Annotated in this window: 22 protein-coding genes; 9 read left to right on the top strand and 13 right to left on the bottom strand. The window is 64.9% G+C overall.

Features of this window, described 5'->3' with window-relative positions; translation table 11 throughout:
* Positions 1–318: 318 nt before the first annotated feature.
* Positions 319–1,404 (bottom strand): S-(hydroxymethyl)mycothiol dehydrogenase, encoded by a 1,086-nt coding sequence (locus AB0P23_RS08675; RefSeq protein WP_363797278.1) that lies wholly within the window; start codon positions 1,402–1,404, stop codon positions 319–321.
* 491 nt (positions 1,405–1,895) lie between these two features.
* Between AB0P23_RS08675 and AB0P23_RS08670 the strand changes: the two genes are divergently transcribed.
* The 3 genes from AB0P23_RS08670 to purU all read left to right on the top strand — a co-directional run bounded on the left by AB0P23_RS08670 (position 1,896) and on the right by purU (position 6,926).
* A complete protein-coding gene (locus tag AB0P23_RS08670) occupies positions 1,896–3,410 on the top strand; it encodes a BCCT family transporter (protein ID WP_045841673.1) in 1,515 nt (504 codons plus the stop codon).
* A gap of 176 nt (positions 3,411–3,586) precedes the next feature.
* Positions 3,587–6,052 (top strand): FAD-dependent oxidoreductase, encoded by a 2,466-nt coding sequence (locus tag AB0P23_RS08665; RefSeq protein ID WP_363797276.1) that lies wholly within the window; start codon positions 3,587–3,589, stop codon positions 6,050–6,052.
* A 25-nt stretch (positions 6,053–6,077) separates the two neighbouring features.
* Positions 6,078–6,926: a formyltetrahydrofolate deformylase gene (gene purU, locus AB0P23_RS08660; protein WP_032373562.1), complete on the top strand. Its 849-nt coding sequence runs from the start codon at positions 6,078–6,080 to the stop codon at positions 6,924–6,926.
* Between the two features lie 95 nt (positions 6,927–7,021).
* Here purU and AB0P23_RS08655 read toward each other — a convergent pair whose 3' ends face one another.
* From AB0P23_RS08655 to glyA, 8 genes are all read right to left on the bottom strand, one after another.
* Positions 7,022–8,404: an L-serine ammonia-lyase gene (locus tag AB0P23_RS08655; RefSeq protein ID WP_363797274.1), complete on the bottom strand. Its 1,383-nt coding sequence runs from the start codon at positions 8,402–8,404 to the stop codon at positions 7,022–7,024.
* Entirely contained in the window at positions 8,401–8,811 is a 411-nt protein-coding gene (locus tag AB0P23_RS08650; RefSeq protein ID WP_045841503.1) for a glycine cleavage system protein H, read from the bottom strand. Before AB0P23_RS08650 ends, AB0P23_RS08655 begins: the two co-directional genes overlap by 4 nt.
* Entirely contained in the window at positions 8,808–9,674 is an 867-nt protein-coding gene (gene folP, locus AB0P23_RS08645; protein WP_346772344.1) for a dihydropteroate synthase, read from the bottom strand. The genes AB0P23_RS08650 and folP overlap by 4 nt, the downstream gene beginning before the upstream one ends.
* Before the next feature lie 92 nt (positions 9,675–9,766).
* A complete protein-coding gene (locus AB0P23_RS08640) occupies positions 9,767–10,345 on the bottom strand; it encodes a sarcosine oxidase subunit gamma family protein (RefSeq protein WP_283541756.1) in 579 nt (192 codons plus the stop codon).
* Positions 10,338–13,181, bottom strand: coding sequence for a 2Fe-2S iron-sulfur cluster-binding protein (locus AB0P23_RS08635; RefSeq protein ID WP_283541757.1), 2,844 nt, complete (start codon positions 13,179–13,181; stop codon positions 10,338–10,340). Before AB0P23_RS08635 ends, AB0P23_RS08640 begins: the two co-directional genes overlap by 8 nt.
* A complete protein-coding gene (locus AB0P23_RS08630) occupies positions 13,178–13,456 on the bottom strand; it encodes a sarcosine oxidase subunit delta (protein WP_027494732.1) in 279 nt (92 codons plus the stop codon). Before AB0P23_RS08630 ends, AB0P23_RS08635 begins: the two co-directional genes overlap by 4 nt.
* Before the next feature lie 51 nt (positions 13,457–13,507).
* Complete coding sequence (locus tag AB0P23_RS08625) at positions 13,508–14,746, bottom strand: sarcosine oxidase subunit beta family protein (RefSeq protein ID WP_032373559.1); 1,239 nt, start codon at positions 14,744–14,746, stop codon at positions 13,508–13,510.
* Positions 14,743–16,023 carry a serine hydroxymethyltransferase gene (glyA, locus tag AB0P23_RS08620; protein WP_032373558.1) on the bottom strand — a complete coding sequence of 427 codons (1,281 nt, stop codon included), beginning with the start codon at positions 16,021–16,023 and terminating at the stop codon, positions 14,743–14,745. The genes AB0P23_RS08625 and glyA overlap by 4 nt, the downstream gene beginning before the upstream one ends.
* Positions 16,024–16,189: 166 nt before the next feature.
* Here glyA and AB0P23_RS08615 point away from each other — a divergent pair, with 166 nt between their 5' ends.
* Complete coding sequence (locus tag AB0P23_RS08615) at positions 16,190–16,861, top strand: GntR family transcriptional regulator (protein WP_027494729.1); 672 nt, start codon at positions 16,190–16,192, stop codon at positions 16,859–16,861.
* Here the strand turns inward: AB0P23_RS08615 and AB0P23_RS08610 are convergent.
* Complete coding sequence (locus tag AB0P23_RS08610) at positions 16,845–17,780, bottom strand: LysR family transcriptional regulator (RefSeq protein ID WP_032367892.1); 936 nt, start codon at positions 17,778–17,780, stop codon at positions 16,845–16,847. The two genes, AB0P23_RS08615 and AB0P23_RS08610, sit on opposite strands and share 17 nt — an antisense overlap.
* 137 nt (positions 17,781–17,917) lie before the next feature.
* On the opposite strand from AB0P23_RS08610, the gene AB0P23_RS08605 reads away from it, so the two are divergent.
* The gene (locus AB0P23_RS08605) at positions 17,918–19,309 is read left to right on the top strand and encodes an SLC13 family permease (protein WP_032373557.1); all 1,392 of its coding nucleotides are present in this window, start codon (positions 17,918–17,920) and stop codon (positions 19,307–19,309) included.
* 113 nt (positions 19,310–19,422) lie between these two features.
* The gene (locus AB0P23_RS08600) at positions 19,423–20,559 is read left to right on the top strand and encodes a PrpF domain-containing protein (RefSeq protein WP_032373649.1); all 1,137 of its coding nucleotides are present in this window, start codon (positions 19,423–19,425) and stop codon (positions 20,557–20,559) included.
* Positions 20,560–20,619: 60 nt separating this feature from the next.
* On the opposite strand, the gene AB0P23_RS08595 is transcribed toward AB0P23_RS08600, so the two are convergent.
* On the bottom strand, positions 20,620–21,219 hold the full coding sequence (locus AB0P23_RS08595; protein WP_363797271.1) for a TetR/AcrR family transcriptional regulator: 600 nt from the start codon (positions 21,217–21,219) through the stop codon (positions 20,620–20,622).
* Between the two features lie 62 nt (positions 21,220–21,281).
* Between AB0P23_RS08595 and AB0P23_RS08590 the strand changes: the two genes are divergently transcribed.
* The gene (locus AB0P23_RS08590) at positions 21,282–22,817 is read left to right on the top strand and encodes an acetyl-CoA acetyltransferase (RefSeq protein WP_363797269.1); all 1,536 of its coding nucleotides are present in this window, start codon (positions 21,282–21,284) and stop codon (positions 22,815–22,817) included.
* Entirely contained in the window at positions 22,801–23,610 is an 810-nt protein-coding gene (locus AB0P23_RS08585; RefSeq protein WP_222060757.1) for an enoyl-CoA hydratase-related protein, read from the top strand. The genes AB0P23_RS08590 and AB0P23_RS08585 overlap by 17 nt, the downstream gene beginning before the upstream one ends.
* A gap of 97 nt (positions 23,611–23,707) precedes the next feature.
* On the opposite strand, the gene AB0P23_RS08580 is transcribed toward AB0P23_RS08585, so the two are convergent.
* Positions 23,708–23,926 (bottom strand): hypothetical protein, encoded by a 219-nt coding sequence (locus AB0P23_RS08580; RefSeq protein ID WP_363797267.1) that lies wholly within the window; start codon positions 23,924–23,926, stop codon positions 23,708–23,710.
* Between the two features lie 225 nt (positions 23,927–24,151).
* Here AB0P23_RS08580 and bla point away from each other — a divergent pair, with 225 nt between their 5' ends.
* A complete protein-coding gene (gene bla / locus AB0P23_RS08575) occupies positions 24,152–25,081 on the top strand; it encodes a class A beta-lactamase (protein WP_363797265.1) in 930 nt (309 codons plus the stop codon).
* Between the two features lie 2 nt (positions 25,082–25,083).
* Here bla and AB0P23_RS08570 read toward each other — a convergent pair whose 3' ends face one another.
* Positions 25,084–25,536: a MarR family transcriptional regulator gene (locus AB0P23_RS08570; protein WP_222089626.1), complete on the bottom strand. Its 453-nt coding sequence runs from the start codon at positions 25,534–25,536 to the stop codon at positions 25,084–25,086.
* Between the last annotated feature and the right edge of the window lie 38 nt (positions 25,537–25,574).

Below are 25,574 nucleotides of genomic sequence, written 5' to 3'. Positions count from 1 at the left end.
AGTGTGAACATCGCCACAAGAGCGTGTCAATAGGTGACGGCACTTTTCATGCACGCGAAACACGACGTAACCGGAACCGGACAAACCACGCGTTGTACCAGCTGAGCAGGTGGTTAGCCCGTGCAATGACATGCGTGGCCGGTGTCGCATCCGCCCGACGCGATGATGTCCCCGACGTCGGAATACGTCGAGGGCACCATGAAACAAAACGCTACCGACGGGTAAAGAGGCCCACTTTGATATATCAGAGGTGTCGAGCCGCAGCGCACGGGCTCGAGTCACCGGAAGCGGCCACCTTCTCGACCCGCAACTGCCCGCTCACAGGACCACCACCGAACGCAGCACCGTGCCCTGATGCATCTTCTCGAACGCCGCCTCGATATCACCGAGACCGATCCGTTCGGTCACGAACTTCTCCAGCGGCAACCGACCCTGCTCGTACAGATCGACCAACATCGGAAAATCCCGCTCCGGCAGGCAATCGCCGTACCACGACGACTTCAACGACCCACCCCGGGAAAAGAAATCGATCAACGGCATCTCCACCGTCATCTCCGGCGTCGGCACCCCCACCAACACCACCGTCCCGGCGAGATCGCGGGCGTAGAACGCCTGCTTCCACGTCTCCGGACGCCCGACGGCATCGATGACCACATCCGCCCCGAACCCACCGGTCAGCTCCTGGATGGCCTCGACGGCATCGACCTTCGAGGCATCGACGGTGTGGGTGGCACCGAGATCGAGAGCCCAGTCGAGTTTTTTCTTGTCGCGGTCGACGGCGATGATCGTCGACGCCCCCGCCAGGCGGGCCCCGGCGATCGCGGCATCCCCGACACCGCCGCACCCGATCACCGCCACCGAATCCCCGCGCGAGACGTTCCCGGTGTTCATCGCCGCACCCAACCCGGCCATCACCCCGCACCCGAGCAACCCCACCACCGCCGGATCGGAGTCCGGGTCGACCTTGGTGCACTGGCCTTCGTGGACGAGGGTCTTGTCGGCGAACGCCCCGATCCCCAACGCCGGGGACAGTTCGGTGCCGTCGGCGAGAGTCATCTTCTGCGACGCATTGTGGGTGTCGAAGCAGTACCAGGGGGTGCCTTTCTTGCAGGCTCGGCATTCCCCGCACACCGCACGCCAGTTCAACACCACGAAATCACCGACCTCGACATGAGTCACGGCATCGCCGATGGTTTCGACGGTGCCTGCGGCTTCGTGGCCGAGCAGGAACGGGAACTCGTCGTTGATGCCGCCCTCGCGGTAATGCAGATCGGTATGACACACCCCGCACGCGGCGATGGTGACCACGACATCGTTCGGGCCGGGATCGGGAATGGTGATCGTCTCGATCGAGACGGGCTCGCCTTTGCTCATAGCGACGACGGCGCGGACCTGCTGCGGCATGACTGGTACTCCTGAGTGAGGTGAAGGAGCGGCGTTCGAGGCCGCCGACGGAGGTGGAATCGGCTTAATATATCAGTTACCGGGCAGTATCCAGTGTTAAAAGCGAGTATCGAATTCGGACAACTTTTGGCCTTTGTGCCTGTATAGATGCTGTTCAAAAGCGTTGTCCGTTTCGAAAATCCGTGATGAACGCGTCGAAATGACCAGCCATCTATTGACATAGCCCCTGGGTCGGCTCAGTCTTGTTCGAGTCCAAACAAATCGTAGTTGCGCAGAGAGCAACGAGTCGCGCACCTATCCGACCACCCACGCTGCGTGCACGGGCGACACACCTATTCGGCGAGAGCCGGAGGGAGAACGATGTGACAACGAACAGCAAACCCCGGGGCGACAAAACTCGCGTCGCTGCACCCGAGAAACATGCCCCTCATCATTACGGCCCCCTCGAGGTCTACCACCTCGGAGAGGAGGGCAAGCCGCGCACCGACAAGGTGGTGTTCGGTATCACCGCCGCCATCGTGATCGCGATTCTGGCGTGGGGCATCCTCGGCACCGAGAACATGAAGTCCGTCAACGCGTCGGTACTCGACTGGGTCGTGACCAACGTCGGCTGGCTGTTCATCTTCTCGGCCACCGGATTCGTGATCTTCGCGCTGTGGCTCGCACTCAGTCGATACGGGAAGATTCCGCTCGGCAAAGACGGTGAGAAGCCCGAATTCAACACCGTCAGCTGGATCGCGATGATGTTCAGCGCCGGCATGGGAATCGGCTTGATCTTCTGGGGAGTGGCCGAGCCCCTCACTCACTTCGTCACCCCGCCGCCCGGAATCACCGATTCCACTGTGGGAACGGCACTCTCGACGGCCATCTTCCACTGGGGACTGCACCCCTGGTCGATGTACGCGGTGGTCGGATTGTCCATCGCCTACGGCACCTACCGGATGGGCCGCAAGCAGCTCATCAGCTCCTCGTTCATCCCCTTGATCGGTCGCCGCGCCGAAGGCCCCATCGGCAAGGTCATCGACATTCTGGCGATCTTCGCCACGATGTTCGGCACCGCGGCGTCCCTCGGCCTCGGCGCACTCCAGATCGGGTCCGGTATCGAGGTTCTCGGCTGGGTCAACCAAGCGGGGACGCTTCTGCTCGTGGCTGTCGTCGCCATCCTGACACTTGCGTTCGTGGCCTCGGCAGTGTCCGGGGTTTCCAAGGGAATTCAGTGGCTGTCGAACATCAACATGGTGCTGGCTCTCGTGCTTGCGATCTTCGTGTTCGTCGCGGGCCCCACGGTCCTGATCCTGAATCTGCTGCCCACCACTCTCGGCGACTACGCCGCGCACATCGCCGGCATGTCGGCGCGGTCGGCGGCATCCGGTGGCCCCGAGACCGAGTCCTGGCTCTCGTCCTGGACGATCTTCTACTGGGCCTGGTGGATCTCGTGGACCCCCTTCGTCGGTATGTTCCTCGCTCGCATCAGTCGCGGCCGTACCATCCGCCAGTTCGTTATCGGCGTCATTCTCATCCCTACGTCGGTGAGCTTGGTCTGGTTCTCGATCTTCGGTGGAGCGGCAATCGGCGAGCAGCAGAAGGGAACCGAGGATCTGGTGGCCCTCGGTAAGCCGGAATCGCAGCTGTTCGCGGTTCTCGACCACTTCCCGTTGGCCGGCATCTCGTCGGTGTTGGTGATGGTCTTGGTGGGCATCTTCTTCGTCAGTGGTGCCGACGCTGCCTCGATCGTGATGGGCACCTTGTCGCAACGCGGCACCCTGGATCCGTCCCGTGGGGTCGTCGCCTTCTGGGGTGTGGTCACCGGCGGCATCGCGATACTGATGCTGTGGACGGGAGGTTCGGACGCTCTCAACGGGTTGCAGACGATGACCATCATCGTGGCGGCGCCGTTCGTACTGGTGATGATCGGTACGTGCGTCTCGCTGTACAAGGACGTCACGAACGATCCGTTCATCGTCAAGAACCCCAAGGCCCCGCCGAAAGTCAAGGCCGGCAAGTGAAGTGAGCGATGGTGCGGGACGCGAAACTATGCGTCCCGCACCATCGGTATTTCGGGGGTTGACCACATCCATCCCTGCCCATACTCTTGATATATCAATCTCTGGTTAGTTGTCGTGCAGGCCGTGGACCGCTTCGGCCGAGCTCCATCTCTCCACCCCGATACGGAAGGACCACCATGGGTTCACCGAGAGTTGTCATCATCGGCGCCGGCATAGTCGGTACCAACGTGGCCGACGAGCTCACCGCACGCGGTTGGGATCGCATCACCGTGCTGGATCAGGGGCCGCTCCCTCTCACGGGTGGATCCACCTCGCACGCACCGGGTCTGGTGTTCCAGACCAATGCATCCAAGACCATGACCGAACTCGCCCGATACACGGTCGAGAAGTTCATGGGCCTCGAGGTGGACGGGCAGTGGTGCTTCAATCAGCTCGGCGGCCTCGAAGTGGCCACCACCGAGGAGCGACTGGCCGACCTGCATCGTAAGCAGGGCTGGGCCACGTCCTGGGGCATCGAAGGATCGGTCATCGACCCGTCCGAATGCGCCAAACTGCATCCGCTGATCGATCGTTCGCAGGTCCTCGGCGGTCTGTACGTCGAGACCGACGGTCTTGCCAAAGCGTCCCGTGCCGTCGTGGCACTCACCCGTCGCGCAGAATCGCGCGGAGCCGTGTTCCGTGGTTCCACCAAGGTCATCGGAATCGAACAGACGGGTGGCCGCGTCACCGGTGTGGCAACCGACAACGGCGTCATCGAGGCCGACATCGTGGTGTCCTGCGCCGGCTTCTGGGGCCCCGATGTGGGCGAACTGGTCGGCATGAAGGTGCCGCTGCTGCCCTTGGCGCACCAGTACGCCAAGACCGATCAGATCCCGGAACTGGTGGGACGCAACACCGAAGCGGCCGAGGCCGGCATGCCCATTCTTCGTCATCAGGATCAGGACCTGTACTTCCGCGAGCACGTCGACCGTCTCGGCATCGGAACCTACGCGCACCGCCCGATGCCCGTCGACACCAAGACCCTGCCCGGCGGAGACGGTGTGTCCGACGAGGCGATGCCGTCCATGCTCGACTTCACGCAGGAGGACTTCGCCCCGTCGTGGGAGCAGTCCAAGCTCCTCTTGCCCTGCCTCGAGACCGCCAAGATCGACCACGGCTTCAACGGAGTCTTCTCGTTCACCCCCGACGGCGGACCGCTGCTCGGTGAATCCCCGGACGTCAAGGGCTTCTGGATCGCCGAGGCCGTGTGGGTGACGCATTCGGCCGGAGTCGGCCGGGCCATCGCACAGTTGCTGGTCGACGGACGCTCCGAGGTCGAGCTGCACGGATGCGACGTCAACCGCTTCGAGGATTTCCAGCTCGATCCCTCGTACGTCAGCGAAACCTCGCAGCAGAACTTCGTCGAGATCTACGACGTGCTGCATCCCTCGCAGCCGCGGTTGTCCCCGCGTGACGTTCGGGTCAGCCCCTTCAACGCGCGGCAGCATCAACTCGGTGCCGTGTTCCTCGAAGGCGGCGGGTGGGAACGCTCGCACTGGTACGAGGCCAATGCCGATCTGGTGCACCAGCTTCCCGTCGAGTGGCAGCCGCCCAAGCGCGACGAGTGGGCGTCGATGTTCCATTCGCCCATTGCCGCGGCCGAGGCGTGGAAGACCCGTACGTCCGTCGCCATGTACGACATGACCCCGCTCAAGCGTCTGCGCGTTCGCGGACCCGGTGCGCTGGCACTGTTGGAGGGATTGACGTCCGGCAAGATGGACAAGTCCGTCGGAGCTGTCACGTACACGCTGGCTCTCGACGAGAAGGGCGGCGTCCGAAGCGATCTCACCGTAGCCCGGTTGTCCGCCGACGAGTTCCAGGTCGGAGCCAACGGCAACCTCGACTTCGATTACCTTCGCCGCGAAGCGCCGAGTGACGGCAGCGTCACCGTCGACGACATCACCGGATCCACGTGCTGCATCGGCCTGTGGGGTCCGCATGCCCGCGAGGTCGTCGAGAAGCTCACCCAGGACGACTTCTCGAACGAGAACTTCAAATACTTCCGCTGCAAGCAGGTTCGTATCGGGGGAGTGCCCGTCACGGCGATGCGATTGTCGTACGTGGGCGAGCTCGGGTGGGAGCTGTACACCACCGCCGATTACGGCCAGCGGCTGTGGGACATGTTGTGGCAGGCCGGTTCCGAGTTCGGGATCATCGCCGGCGGGCGCGCTGCGTTCAACAGCCTGCGCATGGAGAAGGGCTACCGGTCGTGGGGTTCGGACATGACCACCGAGCACAATCCCTACGAGGCAGGTCTCGGCTTCGCAGTGCGCCCCCAGAAGGGCGAATTCCGCGGCCGCGACGCCGTACTCGAGATGTCCGACGACACCGTCTCCAAGAAGTTGGTCTGCCTGAAGATCGACGACGGCACGTCGGTGGTACTCGGCCACGAGCCCGTCCTGGTGGACGGTGAACCCGCCGGCTACGTCACCAGCGCCTCCTTCGGTCACACCGTCGGTGCGCCGATCGCCTACGCCTGGGTTCCTGCCGGTAGCGCAGAACCCGGTGCAGCAGTACAGATTCGATACTTCGATCGGCTCGTGTCCGCCACCGTCGTGGCCGAGCCCCTCGTCGACCCCGAGATGGCCAAGATCCGCAGCTGACGACCCACCAGTACCAGGAGATTCGATGACCGAGAACTTCACCCTCACGCTCAGCTGCGGACAGCGGCCGGGCATCGTCCGGGCCGTCAGTGCATTCCTCTTCGACAACGACTGCGACATCGCCGAACACCAACAGTTCGACGACTCCACGGACGGCTCGTTCTTTCTTCGCACCTCGTTCGTGGCCAGCGGCACCACCGACATCGAGAAGCTGACCGAGAGCTTCCGCGAGGTGGCCGAGCGATTCTCGATGATGTACACCTTCAATGGCTGCAGCCAGCCGCGCGTGCTCGTCATGGTGTCCAAGATGGGGCATTGCCTCAACGACCTCATCTTCCGTTGGCGCTCACAGAATCTCGGCGGCGAACTGGTGGCCGTGGTGAGCAATCACGAGGTGCTGAGGCCGATGGCCGAGGCTGCCGGGCTGCCGTTCGTCCACGTTCCCGTCACCCCGGGTACCAAGGCAGAGGCCGAGCAACGCCTGCTCGACCTCGTCGCCGAGTACGAGGTGGACCTGGTGGTACTGGCCCGGTACATGCAGGTGCTTTCCGACGAGACGTGTCGAGCGCTGCACGGCAAGGCGATCAACATCCATCACTCGTTCCTGCCCGGCTTCAAGGGCGCGAAGCCCTACCACCAGGCATTCGACCGGGGCGTCAAGCAGGTCGGAGCGACAGCGCACTACGTCACTCCCGATCTCGACGAGGGCCCGATCATCGAGCAGCAGGTCATTCGTATCGACCACACTCACGACCCGTCTCGTCTGGCCACCGTCGGACAGGACGCCGAGGCGCTCGCACTCTCGCGGGCGGTCCGCTGGCACTGCGAGAATCGCGTCCTGCTGCACGGACACCGGACGGTCATCTTCAGCTGAACCGACACACGACGAGGGGCCCGTACCGAATCGGTACGGGCCCCTCGTCGTTGTGTGGCGGTGGAGAAAGTTCTCGGCCTCTAGCACTCCACGCTCTAACATTCCACGAAGTTCACCGGCACGTTGATCGCGAGGCCGCCGCTGGAGGTCTCCTTGTACTTCGAGTGCATGTCGGCCCCGGTGGAGCGCATCGTCTCGATCACCTGGTCCAGGCTGACGCGGTGAGTACCATTGCCGCGCAACGCCATCCGAGCGGCGTTGATTGCCTTACCGGCCGAGATCGCGTTGCGTTCGATGCACGGAATCTGCACCAGTCCGCCGATGGGGTCGCACGTGAGACCGAGGCTGTGTTCCATCGCGATCTCGGCGGCGTTCTCCACCTGTTCGGGTGTGCCGCCCAGTACCTCGGCCAGACCGGCTGCGGCCATCGACGCCGCCGAACCCACCTCGCCCTGGCAGCCCACTTCGGCACCGGAGATCGACGCCATCTCCTTGTATAGCGATCCGATCGCGCCGGCGGTGAGCAGAAAACGCACCGTGCTGCCGTCGGGATCGGCGACCCCAGCGGCGGTGTAGCGAGTGGCGTAGTGCAGCACGGCCGGGATGATGCCGGCCGCGCCGTTGGTGGGTGCCGTGACGATTCGTCCGCCGGAGGCGTTCTCCTCGTTGACTGCGAGGGCGACGAGATTGACCCAGTCCTCGGCGAATTCGCTCGAACGGTTCGGATCCTCGGCATCGAGCCGCAGGAACCAGTCCCGTGCTCGACGCCGCACTCCCAGCGCGCCGGGAAGGTAGCCGTCGCGGGAGATGCCGCGAACCTCGCACTCGACCATGACGTCACGGATGTGCAGCAACGCGTCCCGAATCTCATCGTGCGTGCGGCGTTCGAGCTCGACCTCGGTCATGACGTCACTGATGCTGCAGCGTCGCCGCTCGCAGAGCTGGAGTAACTCCTTGGCCGACGCGAATCCGTTCGCGGAGGCGAGGGGTGCGACGGCCTCGACGCTTTCGGCCTCGGTCACCACGAAACCGCCACCGACGGAGAAATACACCTCGCTGTGCAGTTCGGTCGAATCCGCTGCGCGGGCAGTCAGTTTCATCCCGTTCGGGTGGAACGGCAATACCGTCAACGGACGCAGCACGATGTCGTCGACCGCCAGGTCGATCTCTCGGTGACCACCGAAGACGATTCGGCCGGTGGCCGCCATCGATGCCTGCCGTTCTTCCATGACCTCGGTCGTGATGGTCTCGGGCGCATGGCCTTCCAGGCCCAACAGTACGGCGGTCATGGTGCCGTGGCCGGCTCCGGTCGCAGCCAGCGAGCCGTACAGGTCGACAACCAACTCTCGAACGTCGTCGAACGCAGACATCGTCCGCAGGTCGTCGACGAATCGGGCGGCCGCGCGCATCGGTCCGACGGTGTGCGAACTCGAGGGGCCGACTCCGACGGAGAAGAGGTCGAACACACTGATGGTCATGAGGTCGTCCGAACTGCGCCGGTCGGCTCGCGCATGGTCAGGTCGTCGAACGACGAGGCCGCAGGAGTCAGGACCGCGAACAGCCAGCCGGCACCGAGTGGATCGGCAGCGACGAGCGACGGGTCCTCGCGCACAGCGGGGTTGACGATCGTGACCATGCCGCTGGCCGGGGCGTACACCGTGACCGAGCCGGCGGACGTGTGGATGGTGCCGCACGCATCACCGGCGGTGAGCACGGTACGTACCGACGGAAGATCGACGCCGACGATGTCGGCCGCGTCGGCCAACGCTGCCGGCGTCACACCCACACGGCTCGGAGTCTGGGCCGGTGAGCCGAACGGGTCGACGGCCATCCAACCGTGCTCGGCGCTGAAGAGCCGACGGGCGGAGGAGAGGGATGCGGTCATGAGGTGGCCTCGGCATTCGTCGTGGATTGACCTGGGTGTGAGGGCAGTACGTCGAGCGACCGCACTGCCCGCATCACGGCCAGTGCGTCGATGGTGGCGGCGACGTCGTGAACCCGCAGGAGTGACGCCCCGTTCTGGGCCGCGAAGATCGCGGCGGCGAGTGATCCGGCGAGTCGGCCGTCGACCTCTCGTCCGGTGATGGCACCGATCATTCCCTTCCGCGACAGACCCGCCATGATCGGTCGCCCGGAAGCGGTGAGCGCCCGAAGGCCCTGCAGCAGTGTCAGATTGTGCTCGAGAGTCTTTCCGAATCCGAATCCGGGATCGACCAGGATGCGGTACGCCGGGATTCCGGCGCGGATGCATTCGGCAGCCCGGTCGTCGAGGAACTCGCACACCTCTGCGGTGACGTCGCCGTAGCGAGGGGAATTCTGCATCGTCGACGGCTCGCCCTGCATGTGCGTCAGGCATACCGCAACGTCCAGTTCGGCAGCTGCGGCGAGTGCGCCCGGAAGACGAAGAGCACGAACGTCATTGATGACGCTCGCCCCGGCGCGTACAGCCTCTCGCATCACCTCTGGCCGTGAGGTGTCGACCGACAGCGGTGTCGAGGTAAGTCTGGACAGGGCGTCGATCACCGGTACGACTCGTTCGATCTCCTCGTCGACGGTGGGTGGGGTGGCCCCCGGCCGGGTCGACTCACCGCCGATGTCGAGCAGTTCGGCACCCTCGTCGACCATCGACAGAGCGTGTGCCACAGCACGATCCGAGTCCAGGAAGCGACCGCCATCGGAGAACGAATCCGGGGTGACGTTGACGATTCCGCAGACGACCGGATGCGAGGTCGTCAGCCGGGTCAGCAACCGGTCGCGGGCATCGGCTGCCCGGGTTGCCGTGGAGACGGTCGTGAGCACTGCGGTCACCTTTTCTCTCGCGTCGGGTTCGGTGGTGCGACTCAGCCGGCGTCGGTGTATTCCTCGGCCGCGTCGGTCAGCCAGGTTGCGAGATAGCGTGCGAACGACGAGCGCACCAGGATTCGATAGTCCGTTCCGGTGTCGTCACAGGCAATGAGGATCATGCCTGCCATCGCCAGCATCGTCTGTACCGTCGACCCGGCCGGGAAGACGCGGGGGTGCAGATCGATCGAGCACCCTTTCGCCAGCACGTCGCGGGCCCGGGAACCGCTCAGGCGCAGACTGGTTCGCTGTGCGGACACATCGGTTGCCGCACCGCGATGCTCACGAACGGCCGAGCCGAGACGGTGTTCGAGTTCGACCGGATCGAGGCCCGCCCCGATCACCAGCCACTCCTCCGGGCCGAGCCAGATCGCGGTGGTGTTCGTGCCCTCGGCGACGCGTCCGGGGCCGGGCAACTCGGTGCCGAGCTCGGTCGAGGCAGCGGCACCGCCCGGCCCGCTCGGGTCGACCCACAGGTCGATCCCGGCCAGGAACGGCTCCTCCACGATGCGTACAGCAGACGAGTCCGGCAGAACTGTTTCTGCGAGTGGGCTTCTGGCGGCGAGTCGGTCAGCCATCACGGCGGTTACCTTCCGGGTCGACGAGTACGGAGCCGGTGACTTCCACGGCGACGAGGGTGTCGCCCACCGGGACGTGCAGGATGTCGCCGAGTCGGTCACGCCCGGCCTCGAGCAGGGCCAGCCCGAACGGCCTGCCCAATTCTGCGCTGGCGTAACTCGACGTGACGTGGCCGAGCATCGGAACCGGAAGCTCGGGGAGGACGCCGCTCTCGGAGTGCTCGATGATCTGCGAGCCCTCGGGAAGGACGGTCTCCCGATCGACGGGCAGGAGCCCGACGAACTGCTTGCGCAACGGGTTCCGGTTCTCGGCACGGTCGAACGAGCGCTTTCCGATGAAGTCGAGCTTCTTCTTCGATACCGCCCAGCTCATACCGAGGTCCTGTGGGGTGACGGTCCCGTCGGTGTCCTGGCCGACGATCGGGTAGCCCTTCTCGGCCCGCAGCACGTGCATGGTCTCGGTGCCGTACGGGGTGATGCCGTACTTCTCGCCCGCATCGATCAGCCGCGACCACAGTGCGTGGGCGTGCCAAGAATCGATGTTCACTTCGAAGGCCAGTTCACCGGAGAAGCTGATGCGCGCCACGCGTACCGGCACACCGTCGACCGAGGCGTCACGCCAGGCCATGAACGGGAACGCCTCGTTGGAGACGTCGAGCTCGGGGAAGATCTCGCCGACGAGGTCGCGGGAGCGCGGTCCGACGACGGGGAACGTGGCCCACTGCTCGGTCACCGACGTCAGCCGAACCGCCAGGTGCGGCCATTCGGTCTGCAGCCACTCCTCCATCCAGTCGAGCATTCCTGCTGCGCCGCCCGTGGTGGTGAACACCTGGAATCGGTCGTCCGCCAACCGCATCACGGTGCCGTCGTCGATCACCATGCCGTCCGCACCGCACATCACGCCGTAGCGAACCATGCCGACCTTCAAGTTGCTCATCATGTTCGTGTAGAACATGTCCAGCACCAGACCGGCATCGGGGCCCTGCACGTCGATCTTGCCCAGTGTCGAACCGTCGAGCATGCCGACGCTCGCACGCACGGCCGCGCACTCGCGGAGCACGGCGTCGTGCATCTCCTCACCGGGCAGTGGATAGTAGCGGGGCCGCTTCCACTGTCCGACGTCCTCGAAGACCGCGCCGCGTGCGACGTGCCAATCATGAACTGCAGTAACCCGTTCCGGGTCGAAGGCCATGCCGCGGTTGCGGCCGGCCAACGCCGCGAACGCCACCGGAGTGTACGGCGGGCGGAAGGTGGTGGTGCCCAGGTTCTCCACCGGCTTGTCGAGCAGTTCCGCCACGATGCCCGAGGACACCACACCGGAGGTCTTGCCCTGATCGTGTGCGGTACCGATCGTGGTGTAGCGCTTGATGTGTTCCATCGACGACATGCCCGCACCGACGGCGCGGACCAGATCGGCCACCGTCGCGTCACGCTGCACATCGACGAACTGGCTGTCGGCTCCGAAGTCGTCGCGCACCCGCCACAGCACCAGTGACTCGGTGTTCGGCACGGAGTCGACTGCTGGCAGCGATGTTTCGGTGATGTCGAAGCCGAGACGGGTCAGCACACCTGCCGCGGCCGAGTTGCCGTCGCGGAGGCATCCGGCCAGATCGAACACTCCCGAGGCCGACCCGGCGACACTGATGCCCTCGACGTCGTCCGCCGGGACGAACGCACCGAGTTCGCCGTCGTAGCGGAGCTTTCCGCGGGCCTGGCTGAACAGGTGGACGGCGGGGTTCCAGCCACCGCTGACGAGCAGCACGTCGCACGCCACGGTGTCGGTGGCACCGTCGGCACCGGTGACCAGTGCGTGGGTGACGCGGGTGTCGCCTCGGGTGCCGGATACGACGCTGCCGGTGCGCACCTCGATACCGCGCTCGCGGCACAGGCCGAGCCAGTGTTCCGGTGCCTCGGAGCGGGCATCGACGATGCGCGCGATGCGGACCCCAGCGTCGTGCAGATCGACGGCTGCCTTGTACGCGCTGTCGTTGGTGGTGAACACCACGGCCTCGGTTCCTACCGTCACGCCGTAGCGATGCAGGAACGTACGTGCACTGTGCGCCAACATGATTCCGGGTCGGTCGTTGTCGGTGAAAACGACGGGCCGCTCGTGGGCACCGGTGGCCACCAGGATGTGACGCGAGCGAATACGCCAGACTCGCTGACGGCTCAGCGCTGCAGGAGCTTCCAAGCCCAGGTGATCGGTGCGGCGCTCGAGGGCGAGCACGAAGCCGTCGTCGTAGGAACCGAACGCGGTGGTGCGGCGCAGCAACGTCACGTCGGGGAACGTCGACAACTCGGCCACCGCGTCGGCAACCCAGTCCAGGGCCGGCCGTCCGTCGATGACGTCGTCGGAGCCGAGCAGGGAGCCGCCGAACTCGCTCTGATCGTCGACGACGACCACGCGAGCGCCACTGCGGGCGGCGACCATAGCGGCCGTCAGACCGGCCGGGCCGGCTCCGACGACCAACAGGTCGGCGTGGGCGTGCATGGCGTCGTACTTGGCGGAGTCGGAGATCTCGGCGAGACGCCCCTGTCCGGGGATGCCCCGAGCGACCAGGCCGTCGTACAGCTCGATCGTCGTGGCGAGCAGCATCGGCTCGGGGAACGGCTCCTCGATCTGTACGAGTCCGCCGGTGTCCTCGGCCCACGCTGCGGTGAATCCTCGCGGCCTACCGAGCTTGATGCTGGTGGTGACCTGATGAATACCGTTGGCGAGCAACGCAGACGCCAGCGTGTCGCCGGGATGTCCCTGCAGGGCCGAGCCGCCGAACGTGAATTCGAAGGTGTTCGTGCGGTCGATGCGGCCGCCGGATGCGGTGCGGAATGCGGTCATGGGTTCACCGGCTTCGGGTCGTCGAGGCGATAGACACTGTGGATTCGATAGGTGGCGGTGTCCCGCACGGCGTTGAACCATCGCCGACAGCCCGCGCTGTGGCTCCACCGTTCCGCGAAGAGCCCCTTGGGGTTGTCACGGAAGAACACGAAATGCGCCCACTGTTCGTCGGTGAGGGCCGAGGGGTCCTCGGGGTAGGCGATGTGCGCCTGGCCGCCGTAGTGAAACTCGGTCTCTTCTCGACTCCCGCACCACGGGCATTCGATCAATTGCATTGCCACTCCAAGATTTCTCGTTCGGGTGCTGCGTGTGTCGGGGCGGAGAAACTAGTGCGCCACGCCTGCGGCACCGTGCTCGTCCACCAGCGCGCCGGTGACGAATCGGTCCAGACTGAACGGTGCGATGTACTCGTGCACCTCGTCGTTGGCGATGGTGTCGGCCAGGCACCAACCGGCACCGGGGGTGGCCTTGAATCCGCCTGTACCCCAGCCACAATTGAGGAACACGTTGTCGAACGGGGTGCGTCCGACGATGGGGGAGGCGTCGGGGCAGACGTCCACGATGCCGGCCCAGGTGCGCAGCAGGTGCGCGCGAGCGAGGACGGGGAACAACTCGACTGCAGCTGCCATCTGCCGTTCGATGATGTGGAACGCACCGCGCTGGCCGTAGCCGTTGTAGGAGTCGACGCCTGCACCCATCACCAGTTCGCCCTTGTGGGCCTGAGAGACGTACACGTGCACGGCATTCGACATGACGACCGTGGGATGCACGGGCTCGAGCAACTCCGAGACGAGGGCCTGCAGCGGATGGCTCTGCAGCGGAGTCTTGATGCCGAGCATGTCCGTCAGCGTCGAGGTGTGCCCGGCCGCGCACAGCGCGACCTGGCCGGTGGCGATGTCGCCACGCGTGGTCTTGACCCCGGTGACGCGGTTGCCGTCGGTGGTGAAGCCGGTGACCTCACAGTTCTGGATGATGTCGATACCGGCCGCGTCGGCGCGTCGGGCAAATCCCCAGGCGACGTAGTCGTGCTTGGCGATGCCGGCGCGTGGCTGGTACGTCGCACCGAGCACCGGGTAGCGAATGTCGCTGGAGATGTTGACGATCGGGCACAGCTTCTTGACCTCGTCGGGGTCGACCCACTGAGCGTCGATGCCGTTGAGTCGGTTGGCCTCGACGCGTCGCACGCTGTCGCGCACGTCCTGCAGGCTGTGCGCGAGGTTGAGGACGCCGCGCTGGCTGAACAGGATGGGGTAGTCGAGGTCGTCGGCGAGCCCTTCCCACAGCTTCAGCGAGTGCTCGTAGATGCGCGCGCTCTCGTCCCACAGGTAATTGGACCGGATGAGGGTGGTGTTGCGCGCCATGTTTCCGCCGGCGAGCCACCCCTTCTCCAGCACAGCAACATTGGTGATGCCGTGGTTCTTGGCGAGGTAGTGCGCGGTGGCCAGGCCGTGTCCGCCGCCGCCGATGATCACGACGTCGTAGGACTTCTTCGGCTCGGGGTTGCGCCACAGGAAGTCCGGGTGGTCGGGCAGATGTGCGCCCGGAGGGGTTGCGGGGGCGGTCATCGGTAGCCTTCCGTCAGGTCGGAGTAGAGGGGGAACTGCGCGGCGACGGCTTCGACCCGGATTCGCAGTGCATCGAGTCCGCGGTCGTCGGTGTCGGGACGCAACGCGTGGGCGATGACGTCGGAGACCTCGGCGAACGCCGTGGCGTCCAGGCCGCGGGTCGCGAGGGCCGGGGTGCCGATGCGGACTCCGGAGCTCACCATGGGCGGCCGTGGATCGAACGGAACTGCGTTGCGGTTCACGGTGATTCCGACGTGATGGAGTCGGTCCTCGGCCTGCTTGCCGTCCAGTTCGGACTTGCGCAGGTCCACGAGAACGAGGTGGACGTCGGTGCCGCCCGAGACCACGTCGATGCCTGCGGCTGCTGCGTCGTCGGTCAACAGTCGATCGGCCAGGATCTTCGCGCCTTCGAGGGTGCGCTGCTGCCGTTCCCGAAAGTCCTCTTCGGCAGCAAGTTTGAAGGCGACGGCCTTGCCGGCGATGACGTGTTCGAGGGGCCCGCCCTGCTGACCGGGAAAGACCGAGGAGTTGAACTTCTTCGCCAGCGCGGCGTCGTTGGTGATGATGACGCCGCCGCGCGGTCCGCCGAGCGTCTTGTGCGTCGTCGAGGTGACCACGTGCGCGTGCGGTACCGGTGACGGGTGCAGTCCGGCGGCGACCAGGCCGGCGAAGTGCGCCATGTCCACCATCAGGTAGGCACCGACTTCGTCTGCGATGCGGCGGAATTCGGCGAAGTCGAGGTGGCGCGGGTAGGCGGACCAACCGGCCATGATCAGCTTGGGACGGTGCTCGTGGGCGAGGCGCTCCACCTCTTCCATGTCGACGCGGTGGTCGTGCTCGCCGACGTGGTAGGCCGAGACGTCGTACAACTTGCCCGAGAAGTTCAGCTTCATGCCGTGCGTGAGGTGTCCGCCGTGGGCGAGTGCGAGACCGAGAATCGAATCGCCCGGCTGCAGCAGTGCCGCCATGGCAGCGGCATTCGCCTGCGCACCCGAGTGCGGCTGCACGTTGGCGAACGACGACCCGAACAGGGCGTTGAGCCGGTCGATCGCGAGTTGCTCGATGACGTCGACGTTCTCGCATCCGCCGTAGTAGCGCCGGCCGGGGTAGCCCTCGGCGTACTTGTTCGTCAGTACCGAACCCTGCGCCTGCATGACGGCCAATGGTGCGAAGTTCTCGCTCGCGATCATTTCCAAGGTGTTCTGCTGGCGGCCGAGCTCGGCACTGATCGCGCGGTGCACCTCGGGGTCGAGATCGGCGAGTACTCGGTTCGTCACGCCTCTCGGGTGCGGTGCCGTCGCCGTCGGTGCGAAGTCCTGCGTCAAGATGGCCGCCCTTCTGGAAGATCAATGATCTGGAACTGATATATCAAGATGCCAATAGAGTAAGATCACAAAGCAGAGCCGTCAAGGGCGGGGCGTCGACCGGGAGTGAGCAGACAAGATGACGATCGAAATTCAGCCGGTGATGGATGCAACGCAGTTTGTCGGAACCAATGCCGATCGAGCCTACGAAATAGTGCGTGAGCAGCTGATCATGCTTGAAATTCGTCCCGGTGAACCGATCAACGACGACCGCCTGGCCGAGCAATTGGGGCTGGGGCGCACACCGATTCGTGAGGGTCTGAAACGACTCGAACGTGAGCGCCTCGTCGTCGCGTATCCCCGACGCGGAACCTTCGCGACCGCCGTCGACATGACCGACCTGGCCAACATCTCGGAGATCCGCAAGCAGCTCGAGCCGGCGGCCTCGGCTCGTGCGGCGCGGACCGCGACACGGGCGGCTCGAGACCGGCTGGCCGAGCTCGCGGCCTCCATCGCGAGCATCGACGACACCGACGATTCACGCGAGGTGCTGCGCAAAGATGTTGCGGTGCATCGAGAGATCTATCGGGCGTCGGGCAATCCTCACCTCGAAGACATTCTGGTCAGCCTCGACGCGCACGCCACGCGCATCTGGTGCCTGTTTCTCGACCGACTGCCGAACGTGGCCGGCCATGTCCGTGAGCACGTCGTGTTGCTTCAGGCGATCATCGACGGCGACGCCGATACCGCTGCCGAACTGACCCTCGAACACGTCACCGGCTTCGAGAACGCGATCAGGGAACTGTTGTAGTCGCCGCCGCGATGCGCTCGGCGGCACCGCGCAGCGCGGTCGAGATGGCATACATCGCCGGGGTGTACTGACGCCTGGCGAGTGACGCGATGTAAATGACGCGCGTCGGCACCCGATCCGTGTCGGGGAAGTCGATGGTGGTGACGTCGGGTCGATGGTGAATCACCGACAACCCGGGCACCATTGCGATTCCGACACCGGCAGCCACCATGGCCTCGATCTCCTGGTAGTCGTGTGCCTCGTAGACGACGTCGGGCTCGAATCCTGCTACGCGACAACTGCGATAGAGAACTTCGGCAGCCGGGTGGTCGTTGCTGCGGATGATCCATCGCGCGTCACGAAGATCGTGCAGCGATACATCGTGCTGCACCCGATCGTCGTCGATCGGCAGCAGCAGCACGGTCGGGTCTTCCATCAGCGGCTCGAGGGACAGCGATCGTTCGGCCTCTTCCGTCCAGGCGTAGCTCCACAGCAGCGCCAGGTCGATTTCGCTCGAATGCAGCATGTCGAGCAACTGTGGGCGGACCGCCGATCGCACGCGGACGTCGACGCCGGGCCACCGCGAGTGGTAGTCCTTCAACGCGTCGGAGAGCAGCGACGCGCTGACCGTGGGAAACGAGCCGAGGCGGACCGAACCGCGTTCGAGCCCTCGGATCGCTTCGAGGTCGCCGCTCGCGGCGCGCATCTCCCGTCTGAACAAGCGGGCGCGGCTGGTGAGGATTTCGCCGGCTTCGGTGAGTTGTACGCCGCGTGGCAGGCGGGTCAACACCGGTTGTTTGATGCCGTGTTCGAGTTTGCTGATGCGCTGCGACGCCGCGGAGGGGGTCATGTTCGCCCGCTCGGCACCGGCCGTCAGCGATCCGGCCTCGGCGATGTCGAGAAGAAGAAACAACGTCACGACGTCGAAGGTGTGGTTCATACGTCTATCTTTCAGCTGAGCTAAACGGCCAGGTAGCAAAACGATATTGTCCTAAAAGGCGGACGTCAATCATGTGACTGGGACAACGTTCGAGTGCGGATGTAACCGAGCACCTACCAGCCACCTGAAAGACGCCCATGACCTCCATCGAGATCCTCCCGCTCATCGCATTGGTTGCGATGTTCGTGATCGCAACCTTCTTTCCGATCAACATCGGCATCCTCGGCTTCATCGGTGCCTTCGTGGTCGGATACTTCGCGCTGGGATTCGACGACAAGGAAATTCTGAACGAGTTCCCCAGCTCGATCGTGTTGACCATCGTCGGAGTCACCTACTTCTTCGGCATGGCCAAACGCAACGGCACCATCGATCTTCTGGTCAACAGCTGCATCCGAGCGGTGCACGGTCGAGTGACGGTGGTTCCGTGGGTGTTCTTCTTCGTCGCCTCGGTCCTGACTGCACTCGGTACCTTCAGCCCCGCCGCGGTGGCGCTCATCGTGCCTGCAGCCATGGCATTCGCAGCTCGAACCGGCATGAGCCCGCTGGTCATGGGCATCATGGTCATCAACGGTGCCCATGCAGGCGCGTTCTCCCCGATCTCCGTCTCCGGTGTCCTGGTTCGCGACATCGTCGAGAACAACGGCCTCGCCCTGAACCCGTGGACGCTGTTCTTCGCCAGCTACGGCATCAACCTGCTGCTCTCGGTGCTGACGGTTGTCGGCTACGCGGCCCTGGCCCGCATGAAGGGCTTCGAGTACACCGCAACGGGGTCCACCGACCCCGCTCCCGGCAGTGGCCCCGTCGGCGGAACGCCGGTCAAGACGTCCGTCCCCACCGGCGGCGGTACCGGCGGCGGCAGCTCGGCAGGCGGCAGCACCCAGGTGCTCACTCGTCCGACCACTACCACCCTGGTCGACGCCCCGGCCCCGGTCACGTTCGTCCAGAAGCTCACGCTCTTCCTCATCGGCGCACTCCTGGTACTCGTTCTCGTACTGCACTTGCCGATCAGCTTCATCGCCATCGGAGCCGGAGCGGTCCTGGCGTTCACGGATTTGAAGAAGCAGAACGAGGCGATCGCAGACATCAGTTGGTCGACGGTTCTGTTGGTCGCCGGCATGGTCACCTACATCTCGATCCTGCAAGAAGTGGGCACCATCGATCACCTGGCCGAAATGGCGATCACCATCGGCGCTCCGATCATCGTGGCCATCGTGCTCTGCTACGTCATCGGCATCACCTCGGCGTTCGCGTCCTCAACCGCCCTTCTGGCCGCCGTCATCCCGCTGGCCATGCCGCTGCTGGGAACCGGTGCACTGCCGGTCGTCGGAGTCGTCGCTGCTCTGGCCATCTCGGCCACCGTCGTCGACGTCTCGCCCTTCTCGACCAACGGTGCGCTGGTGCTGGCCAACGCTCAGAACATCGAGCGCCCGCGCTTCTACCGTCAGCTGCTGCTCAATGCAGGAATCGTCGTCGCCATCGCGCCGGCCCTGTGCTGGTTGATCCTGGTGGTCGTGCCCGAGCTGTTCTGACCGAGGCGAGCACGTTAAGCGCTGCTGCACGGACTGAACATATTTCGTAATTGTGCTTGACCATCCTCTGTCGCAGGGTGGAAGCATCGGATCCTGATCGGAAGGCACACCAGATGTTCACTCTTCGTGGAACGTGGATGCGTGGAGGCACCAGCAAGTGCTGGCTGTTCAACGCGGTCGACATCGACCCGTACATCGCCGACGCCGGCGGTCTCGACAACATCCTGACCGCGGCCTTCGGTTCGGGTGACCCGCGTCAGCTCGACGGGGTCGGGGGCGGCAGCTCCACCACCTCCAAGGCCGCCATCGTGCGACGCTCCAGCGCAGCCGGTATCGACGTCGACTACCTGTTCGCTCAGGTTGCCATCGAGAACCGCACCGTGGAGTGGGGCAGCAACTGCGGAAACTGTGCGACGGCGATCGGCCTCTACGCCGTGCAGACCGGTCTCGTCGCCGTGGACGACCACGTCACCGTGGTCCGGATGCGCAACGAGAACACCGGCGCGATTCTGGCGGCGGAGATCGCGACCCCCGGCGGACGCATTCCTGCCGAGGGTGACGCGTCCGTCCCCGGCACCACGGCACTCGGCGTCCCGGTGGGGTTGACCTTCACCGATCCGGCCTCGGATCGAGTGACGATGCTTCCCACCGGCGCAGAGGTCGATCGAGTCGCATTCGGCGGCAACGAGTTCCGCGGAACGTTCGTTCGAGCGGGCGCACCCGCCGCATTGTTCGACGCCGCCGATTTCGGGCTGACCGGGTCGGAGACGAACGACGTCGTCGCCGCTCACGTCCCCACCCTCATCGCGCTACGGCGACAGGCCGCTCTGCGGATGGGGCTCAGCAAGCCCGAAGAACCTGTCTCGCATGCCATTCCGAAGGTCGGGATCGTCGGCCCGCCGCGGGAGTACGTGACGACGACGGGTGAGCACGTTGCCTCCGCCGACTACGACATCTCGGTACGCATGCTCTCGATGATGGCCCCGCACCCGGCGATCGGACTGACCTCCGCGGTGGCCGTGGCCGCAGCGGCGACGGTCATCGGTGGGGTCGTCACTGCCAACGCAGGGTCCGGCCGTCCGGGAACCATCCGAATCGGTACCGCCGCGGGAGTGCTCGAGGTCGACTACACGGTGGACGCCAACGGGTTACTGCAGTCGGTCACCCTGCACCGCGCAGTGCGACGCATCGCCACCGCAGACCTCTTCGTGGTGCCGATGCCGGCTCTGGTCGGTGCCCACGCGTTCTGAGCAGCTTCCCTCGTGCGCGTTTTGCGTACCTGGAGGCGCGCAAAACGCGCACGACCGGAGCTACACACCACCGAGCACAGCATCGACCAGACTTTCTGCGTAGACGCGGTCCTCGGTTTCGCCTCGATCGGCATCGGTGTGATGCGAGAAGATGACGTGGCTGAGAACCGCTCCGGTTACCAGTTCGAGAATCCTGGTGGTATCGGCCGACTCGGGTAATTCGCCCCGTTTCTGGGCTCGGTGCACGATCAGCCGGGCCGCAACCAGCCGGCTTCGGTTGAGTGTGTCGATCATGTGCCCGAGTAGGTCGGGGTGCACCCGCGCATCGAGGGCGACGCGCAGGCTGACGAGACCGGCCGTTCCTCGGTAGCCCTGCAAAAGCTGCACCGCCAATTCGACGAGATCCGCCCGCAGGCTGCCGAGGTCGATCGGTGTCGCGAGCGGACTTCGCGCCTCCAGCGCATCGACGACCAAGGCCCCCTTCGATTCCCAGCGTCGGTAGAGCGCCGCCCTGCCGACGGACGCGCGGCGGGCGACGGCGTCGAGCGTGAAACCGGACCAGCCTTTCTCCCAGTAGACCTCGAGCACTGCGTCGTAGACGCGGTCCTCCAGATCGGGATCACGCGGCCTGCCCCGTCGGCTCCTGGTTTTGTCGGTCACCCAGGGATTGTGGCACCTACCCGGCATTGCGGACAATCTGTGTCTGTAATAGGTTCCCGTTCATGAGTTCTGTACGCCACGAGGCGTCGACGGTGGATCCGAGACGTGTTCCGGTGATCGTGGCTATCGGTGAGACAAGCGGCCGTGGAGAACCCATGGGCGTCGAACCCATGGAACTGATCACGCGCGCTGCCACCGAGTCACTCCGGGATTCGCCGACGTCGGAGCCGTGGATTCGCAGAGCGGACAGCATCACGTTCTGCCACATCGCCAGCTGGGCTTACGCCAGTCCCGCCGCTGCGCTGGCCCGTAGATTCGGTGCCACCCCCACAGATGTGTTCGACGCGCCGATCGGTGGTCAGTGGCCCGCGCGCCTTCTCGATCGCGCAGCCTCGCGCATTGCGTCCGGGGAGTCGACGGTAGCGGTGATCGCGGGCGGTGAAGCGCAGGCCTCGATGGGTGCCTTGGTCAAGGCCGGGCGAGAGCCCGTGCGGGATGGGGGATGGAGCGTGGACCCGGGAGGTCCGCCCACCTTCGACCTCGATCAACTCGGAAGTGCCGCAATGCAAGACGCCGGACTGATCACTCCGGTTCGGATCTATCCCTTGTTCGAGAGCCGCTTCAGATTCGAGGCCGGACTGGATCCGGAGTCTCGACTGGCCGAGTGCAGCGACCTGTATGCGGAGTTTTCGGTTGTCGCCCAGAAGAACCCGTACTCGTGGAACGGGCGAGTGCGGACGGCTGCCGACATCGGCACGCCGTCGCCGAAGAACCGCATCGTGTGCGAGCCGTATCCGTTGTCGATGAACGCCATGCCCTTCGTCGACCAGGCAGCGTGCATCGTGGTGACCAGCTTGGCCGAAGCCCGAGAACGCGGTGTCCCCAAGGGCGACATCGTGTTCGTCTGGGGTGGTGCGGGTGCCGAGGATTCGGTCGACATTCTCGACCGCAGCGATTTCGGCCGGTCTCCAGCGATGGAGGATGCGATGGACCGAGCCTTGCGCGCCGCAGAGATCGGAGTCGAACAACTCGACGTGGTCGACGTGTACAGCTGTTTCCCGATCGTGCCAACCCTCGCCTCCCGTCACCTCGGAACGCCGAAATCATTGGTACCCAGTGTGACCGGTGGTCATTCGTCCTTCGGTGGCCCCCTCAGCAGTCATTCGCTGCATTCGATCACCGCATCCGTCCGCGAGATTCGCGGCGGCAAGAACTGCGCACTGGTGCACACGAACGGTGGCTATATGACGTATCACCACTCGGTGCTGCTCGGTAGCGACCAGCACCCACTGGGCTACGTCGGAAATCCCGAACCCGCAGTGCTGACGCCGGATTCACCGCCTCGTGCACCTGTACAGGACGGGACTCTCGTGGTGGAGACAGTGTCCGTCGAGCATTCTCGGCAGCAGGAACCGAACCAGGCGTTCCTCGTCGCGAGAGACGAACGCGGGCGACGCGTCGCCGCACAGACGGCACCCGGGGACACGGTCAGCGCCCGCGCGCTGTCTCTGTATCGAACCGACCCGGCACGCGAAATCATCGGGACCACAGTCACTGTCGACACCATCGAGGGGAACATTCGTGTCCGAAGCAGCTAGCGCAGAACCTGTCGTACTGACCAGGCGGGAAGGTCACGTACTCGTCGTCACCATCAACCGACCGCGAGCTGCCAACAGCATCGACGCCCGCGCGCACACGTTGCTCGGGGAGGCGTGGGAGTCCGCCGAGGCAGATCGAGACATCCGAGCCATCGTCCTGACCGGCGCGGGATCGGCGACTTTCTGTGGCGGTGCCGATCTGAAGGCCCTCGGCACCGGAGGGCCCGGCGCGGTGACCCCGCCCGAGACCGAGCACTGGGGGTTCGCCGGCATTGTCCAACACCCGATCTCGGTCCCGGTCATCGCGGCCGTGAACGGGTCGGCGATGGGAGGAGGAACCGAGATAGCTCTGGTCTCGGACATGGTCGTCGCGTCGGACACGGCAGTGTTCGGCCTGCCCGAGATCCGGCGTGGTCTCATCGCCGGTGCAGGTGGCGCTTTTCGGCTGATGTCCGCGGTGCCGGAACACATTGCCCTGGAGATGATCTTGACCGGACAGCCGATCTCCGCGCAGGAAGCCGCACGGTGGGGATTGGTCAACAGAGTTGTAGCCCCGACCGAGGTCCTCGACACCGCGCTCGAACTTGCTCGGCTCTGTGCGGAAGGCGCTCCGCTGGCGGTGCGCGCATCCAAGCGTCTCGCCCGACGCATCACCGACGGTGCCATCGCGCACGAGAAAGATTCGTGGGCACAGAACCGTCAGGAATTGGATCGACTCACCACCACGCAGGACGTCGTCGAAGGAATCACCGCATTCCTGCAGAAACGCGATCCGACGTGGACCGCGCAGTGAACGCACGGCCGTGAGCGTGGGAAATCCAAGCTTTACTCAGGCGGTTGCAGTGCGGGAGGCACCGTCGAAAGCCAAGTGATCCTCCCGCAGTGTTCCTCTATCGGGCAATGACCTGCTCGTGCTCGTCGCTTGTGGGATTCTCGGTCCAGGGATTGGCTTCCCAGGCGAAATTCAGTCCGAAGACGACGCCCGCACCGACCAGAACCATCGATGCGGCTCGCCAGAGCGGGATGTCTCCGCCGACGCCCCAGAGAATTGCCAGCGCGACGATGGCGCCGACGACCGGGCTCAATATCGCGCGTGTGGTGGCGTTCATGAAGTGCCTCCTGATTGTTGTCGTCCGGGCGGCTCGTTCGAGGTCGATTGAGGCCTCCGTTACGTACCAGAAGTAACGATAATGGAGCTGAAGGTTCCACGCACCCGCGTGGTCGGCTTTCGCAACCAGGCGCTCGAGCCCGCGAACAGCTGCTGGGCCGAAAGCGGAATGAAAGGGCGTGGGGCCAGTAGCTACGTACCGACGGTTCTGTGATCGCATGACCCCATGCGTACCTCGACATCCACCCGACTGATCACCGTGATCGCGGCGGCAACGTTGACGGCAGGCGTCGCGTGCTCCTCGACGACCACTACCGAGCCACCGCAATCCGCAGCGAGTACATCTCGGACCACGACCGATCAGGCCATGGCCGAACAGCCATATTCTCAGCTCGAGGCGAGGGACAGCGCTCGGCTCGGCGTCAGCGCACTCGATCTCACGTCCGGATCCATCCAGAGTTATCGCGGTGACGAACGTTTCGCGTTCTGCTCGACGTTCAAGGTGTACGCCGTCGGTGCCGTACTCGCTGCCGTCGACGCAGGCAGGCTGCAGCTGACCGACACCAGAACAATCGCCGCAGAGGACAAGGTGCCCGAGTCGGCCGTCGATTGGGCACCCGGCTCGGTCGTCACCATCGCAGATCTCGCCTCCGCAGCGTTGACGAAGAGCGACAACACATCCGGCAATCTGCTGATACGTGAAGCAGGTGGCACAGCGGCGCTCACCGACTTCGCGCGATCGCTCGGCGACACCGAATTCCGCCTCGATCGCATCGAGCCGGAGTTGAACACGGCCATCCCGGACGACCCTCGGGACACCACAGCTCCGAATTCGATGGCCGCCGGCTATCGGACCCTGCTCGACGGCGACGTACTGACACGGGCATCACGACAGCAGTTGCTGGACTGGATGGCGGGCACACAAACCTCCACGGCCCGCTTCCGCGCGGGCATTCCCCCGCAGTGGACGTCGGCCGACAAGACCGGAACCGGTAGCTACGGTGTCTCCAACGACGCGGGCCTCATGCTCGGACCCGAAGGTCAGAAGATTCTGCTCGTCGTCCTCAGTGCTACGACGTCGGGTGCGGAGGACTCACCGGCCATGAACGCCCTTGTCGCCGACACGACTCGGACGGTCGTAGAACAGCTGGATTGACGTCAGTTCTCGGATCGGCGGACGGCGTCGACGAGGGGGACGAGATCCGGTTCGCTTGCTGCTTCGTCGAGGGCCTCACGCAGGGCCGCGTCGTTGGTCGGCCGCGCTGACTCGAGCAGAGCCAGGCCTTCGTCGCTGACGTCGGTGTAGATGCCGCGGCGGTCGGTGGGGCAGAGGTAACGGGTGAGCAGCCCGCGGTCCTCGAGGCGGGTGACCAGACGGGTCGTTGCACTCTGGCTCAGGACGACGGCGTCGGCCACCTGCTTCATCTGCAGGTGTCCGCCCACCCCGTCGTGCTGACGTGCCAGGACGTCGAGCAGCCAATACTCGCGAGCGCTGAGGTTGTGGCCGGCCTGCAGAGCTTTCTCGATGCGGCTCTCGATGCGACCGTGCAGGACCGACAACGCCAGCCAGTTCTGGGCCAGCGCCGTCAGAGCGGGGTCCTTCGCCGTCATTGCTGCGCCTTCCGTGCCGATGCTCGTACAGCCACCGT

The organism is Rhodococcus sp. NPDC077669 (assembly GCF_040686915.1).
In the GTDB taxonomy this organism is placed as follows: domain Bacteria; phylum Actinomycetota; class Actinomycetes; order Mycobacteriales; family Mycobacteriaceae; genus Rhodococcoides; species Rhodococcoides fascians.
Note: the sequence above shows the minus strand (reverse complement) of the source record. Positions and strands in the feature narration are given on the sequence as shown.

What these genes read in the sequence shown, in the direction of transcription:
- AB0P23_RS08675 (WP_363797278.1), bottom strand. Translation starts at nt 1,404, where the DNA reads ATGCCGCAGCAGGTCCGCGCCGTCGTCGCTATGAGCAAAGGCGAGCCC.
- AB0P23_RS08665 (WP_363797276.1), top strand. Translation starts at nt 3,587, where the DNA reads ATGGGTTCACCGAGAGTTGTCATCATCGGCGCCGGCATAGTCGGTACC.
- purU (WP_032373562.1), top strand. Translation starts at nt 6,078, where the DNA reads ATGACCGAGAACTTCACCCTCACGCTCAGCTGCGGACAGCGGCCGGGC.
- AB0P23_RS08655 (WP_363797274.1), bottom strand. Translation starts at nt 8,404, where the DNA reads ATGACCATCAGTGTGTTCGACCTCTTCTCCGTCGGAGTCGGCCCCTCG.
- AB0P23_RS08650 (WP_045841503.1), bottom strand. Translation starts at nt 8,811, where the DNA reads ATGACCGCATCCCTCTCCTCCGCCCGTCGGCTCTTCAGCGCCGAGCAC.
- AB0P23_RS08640 (WP_283541756.1), bottom strand. Translation starts at nt 10,345, where the DNA reads ATGGCTGACCGACTCGCCGCCAGAAGCCCACTCGCAGAAACAGTTCTG.
- AB0P23_RS08635 (WP_283541757.1), bottom strand. Translation starts at nt 13,181, where the DNA reads ATGACCGCATTCCGCACCGCATCCGGCGGCCGCATCGACCGCACGAAC.
- AB0P23_RS08630 (WP_027494732.1), bottom strand. Translation starts at nt 13,456, where the DNA reads ATGCAATTGATCGAATGCCCGTGGTGCGGGAGTCGAGAAGAGACCGAG.
- AB0P23_RS08625 (WP_032373559.1), bottom strand. Translation starts at nt 14,746, where the DNA reads ATGACCGCCCCCGCAACCCCTCCGGGCGCACATCTGCCCGACCACCCG.
- AB0P23_RS08615 (WP_027494729.1), top strand. Translation starts at nt 16,190, where the DNA reads ATGACGATCGAAATTCAGCCGGTGATGGATGCAACGCAGTTTGTCGGA.
- AB0P23_RS08610 (WP_032367892.1), bottom strand. Translation starts at nt 17,780, where the DNA reads ATGAACCACACCTTCGACGTCGTGACGTTGTTTCTTCTTCTCGACATC.
- AB0P23_RS08605 (WP_032373557.1), top strand. Translation starts at nt 17,918, where the DNA reads ATGACCTCCATCGAGATCCTCCCGCTCATCGCATTGGTTGCGATGTTC.
- AB0P23_RS08600 (WP_032373649.1), top strand. Translation starts at nt 19,423, where the DNA reads ATGTTCACTCTTCGTGGAACGTGGATGCGTGGAGGCACCAGCAAGTGC.
- AB0P23_RS08590 (WP_363797269.1), top strand. Translation starts at nt 21,282, where the DNA reads ATGAGTTCTGTACGCCACGAGGCGTCGACGGTGGATCCGAGACGTGTT.
- AB0P23_RS08580 (WP_363797267.1), bottom strand. Translation starts at nt 23,926, where the DNA reads ATGAACGCCACCACACGCGCGATATTGAGCCCGGTCGTCGGCGCCATC.
- bla (WP_363797265.1), top strand. Translation starts at nt 24,152, where the DNA reads ATGCGTACCTCGACATCCACCCGACTGATCACCGTGATCGCGGCGGCA.
- AB0P23_RS08570 (WP_222089626.1), bottom strand. Translation starts at nt 25,536, where the DNA reads ATGACGGCGAAGGACCCCGCTCTGACGGCGCTGGCCCAGAACTGGCTG.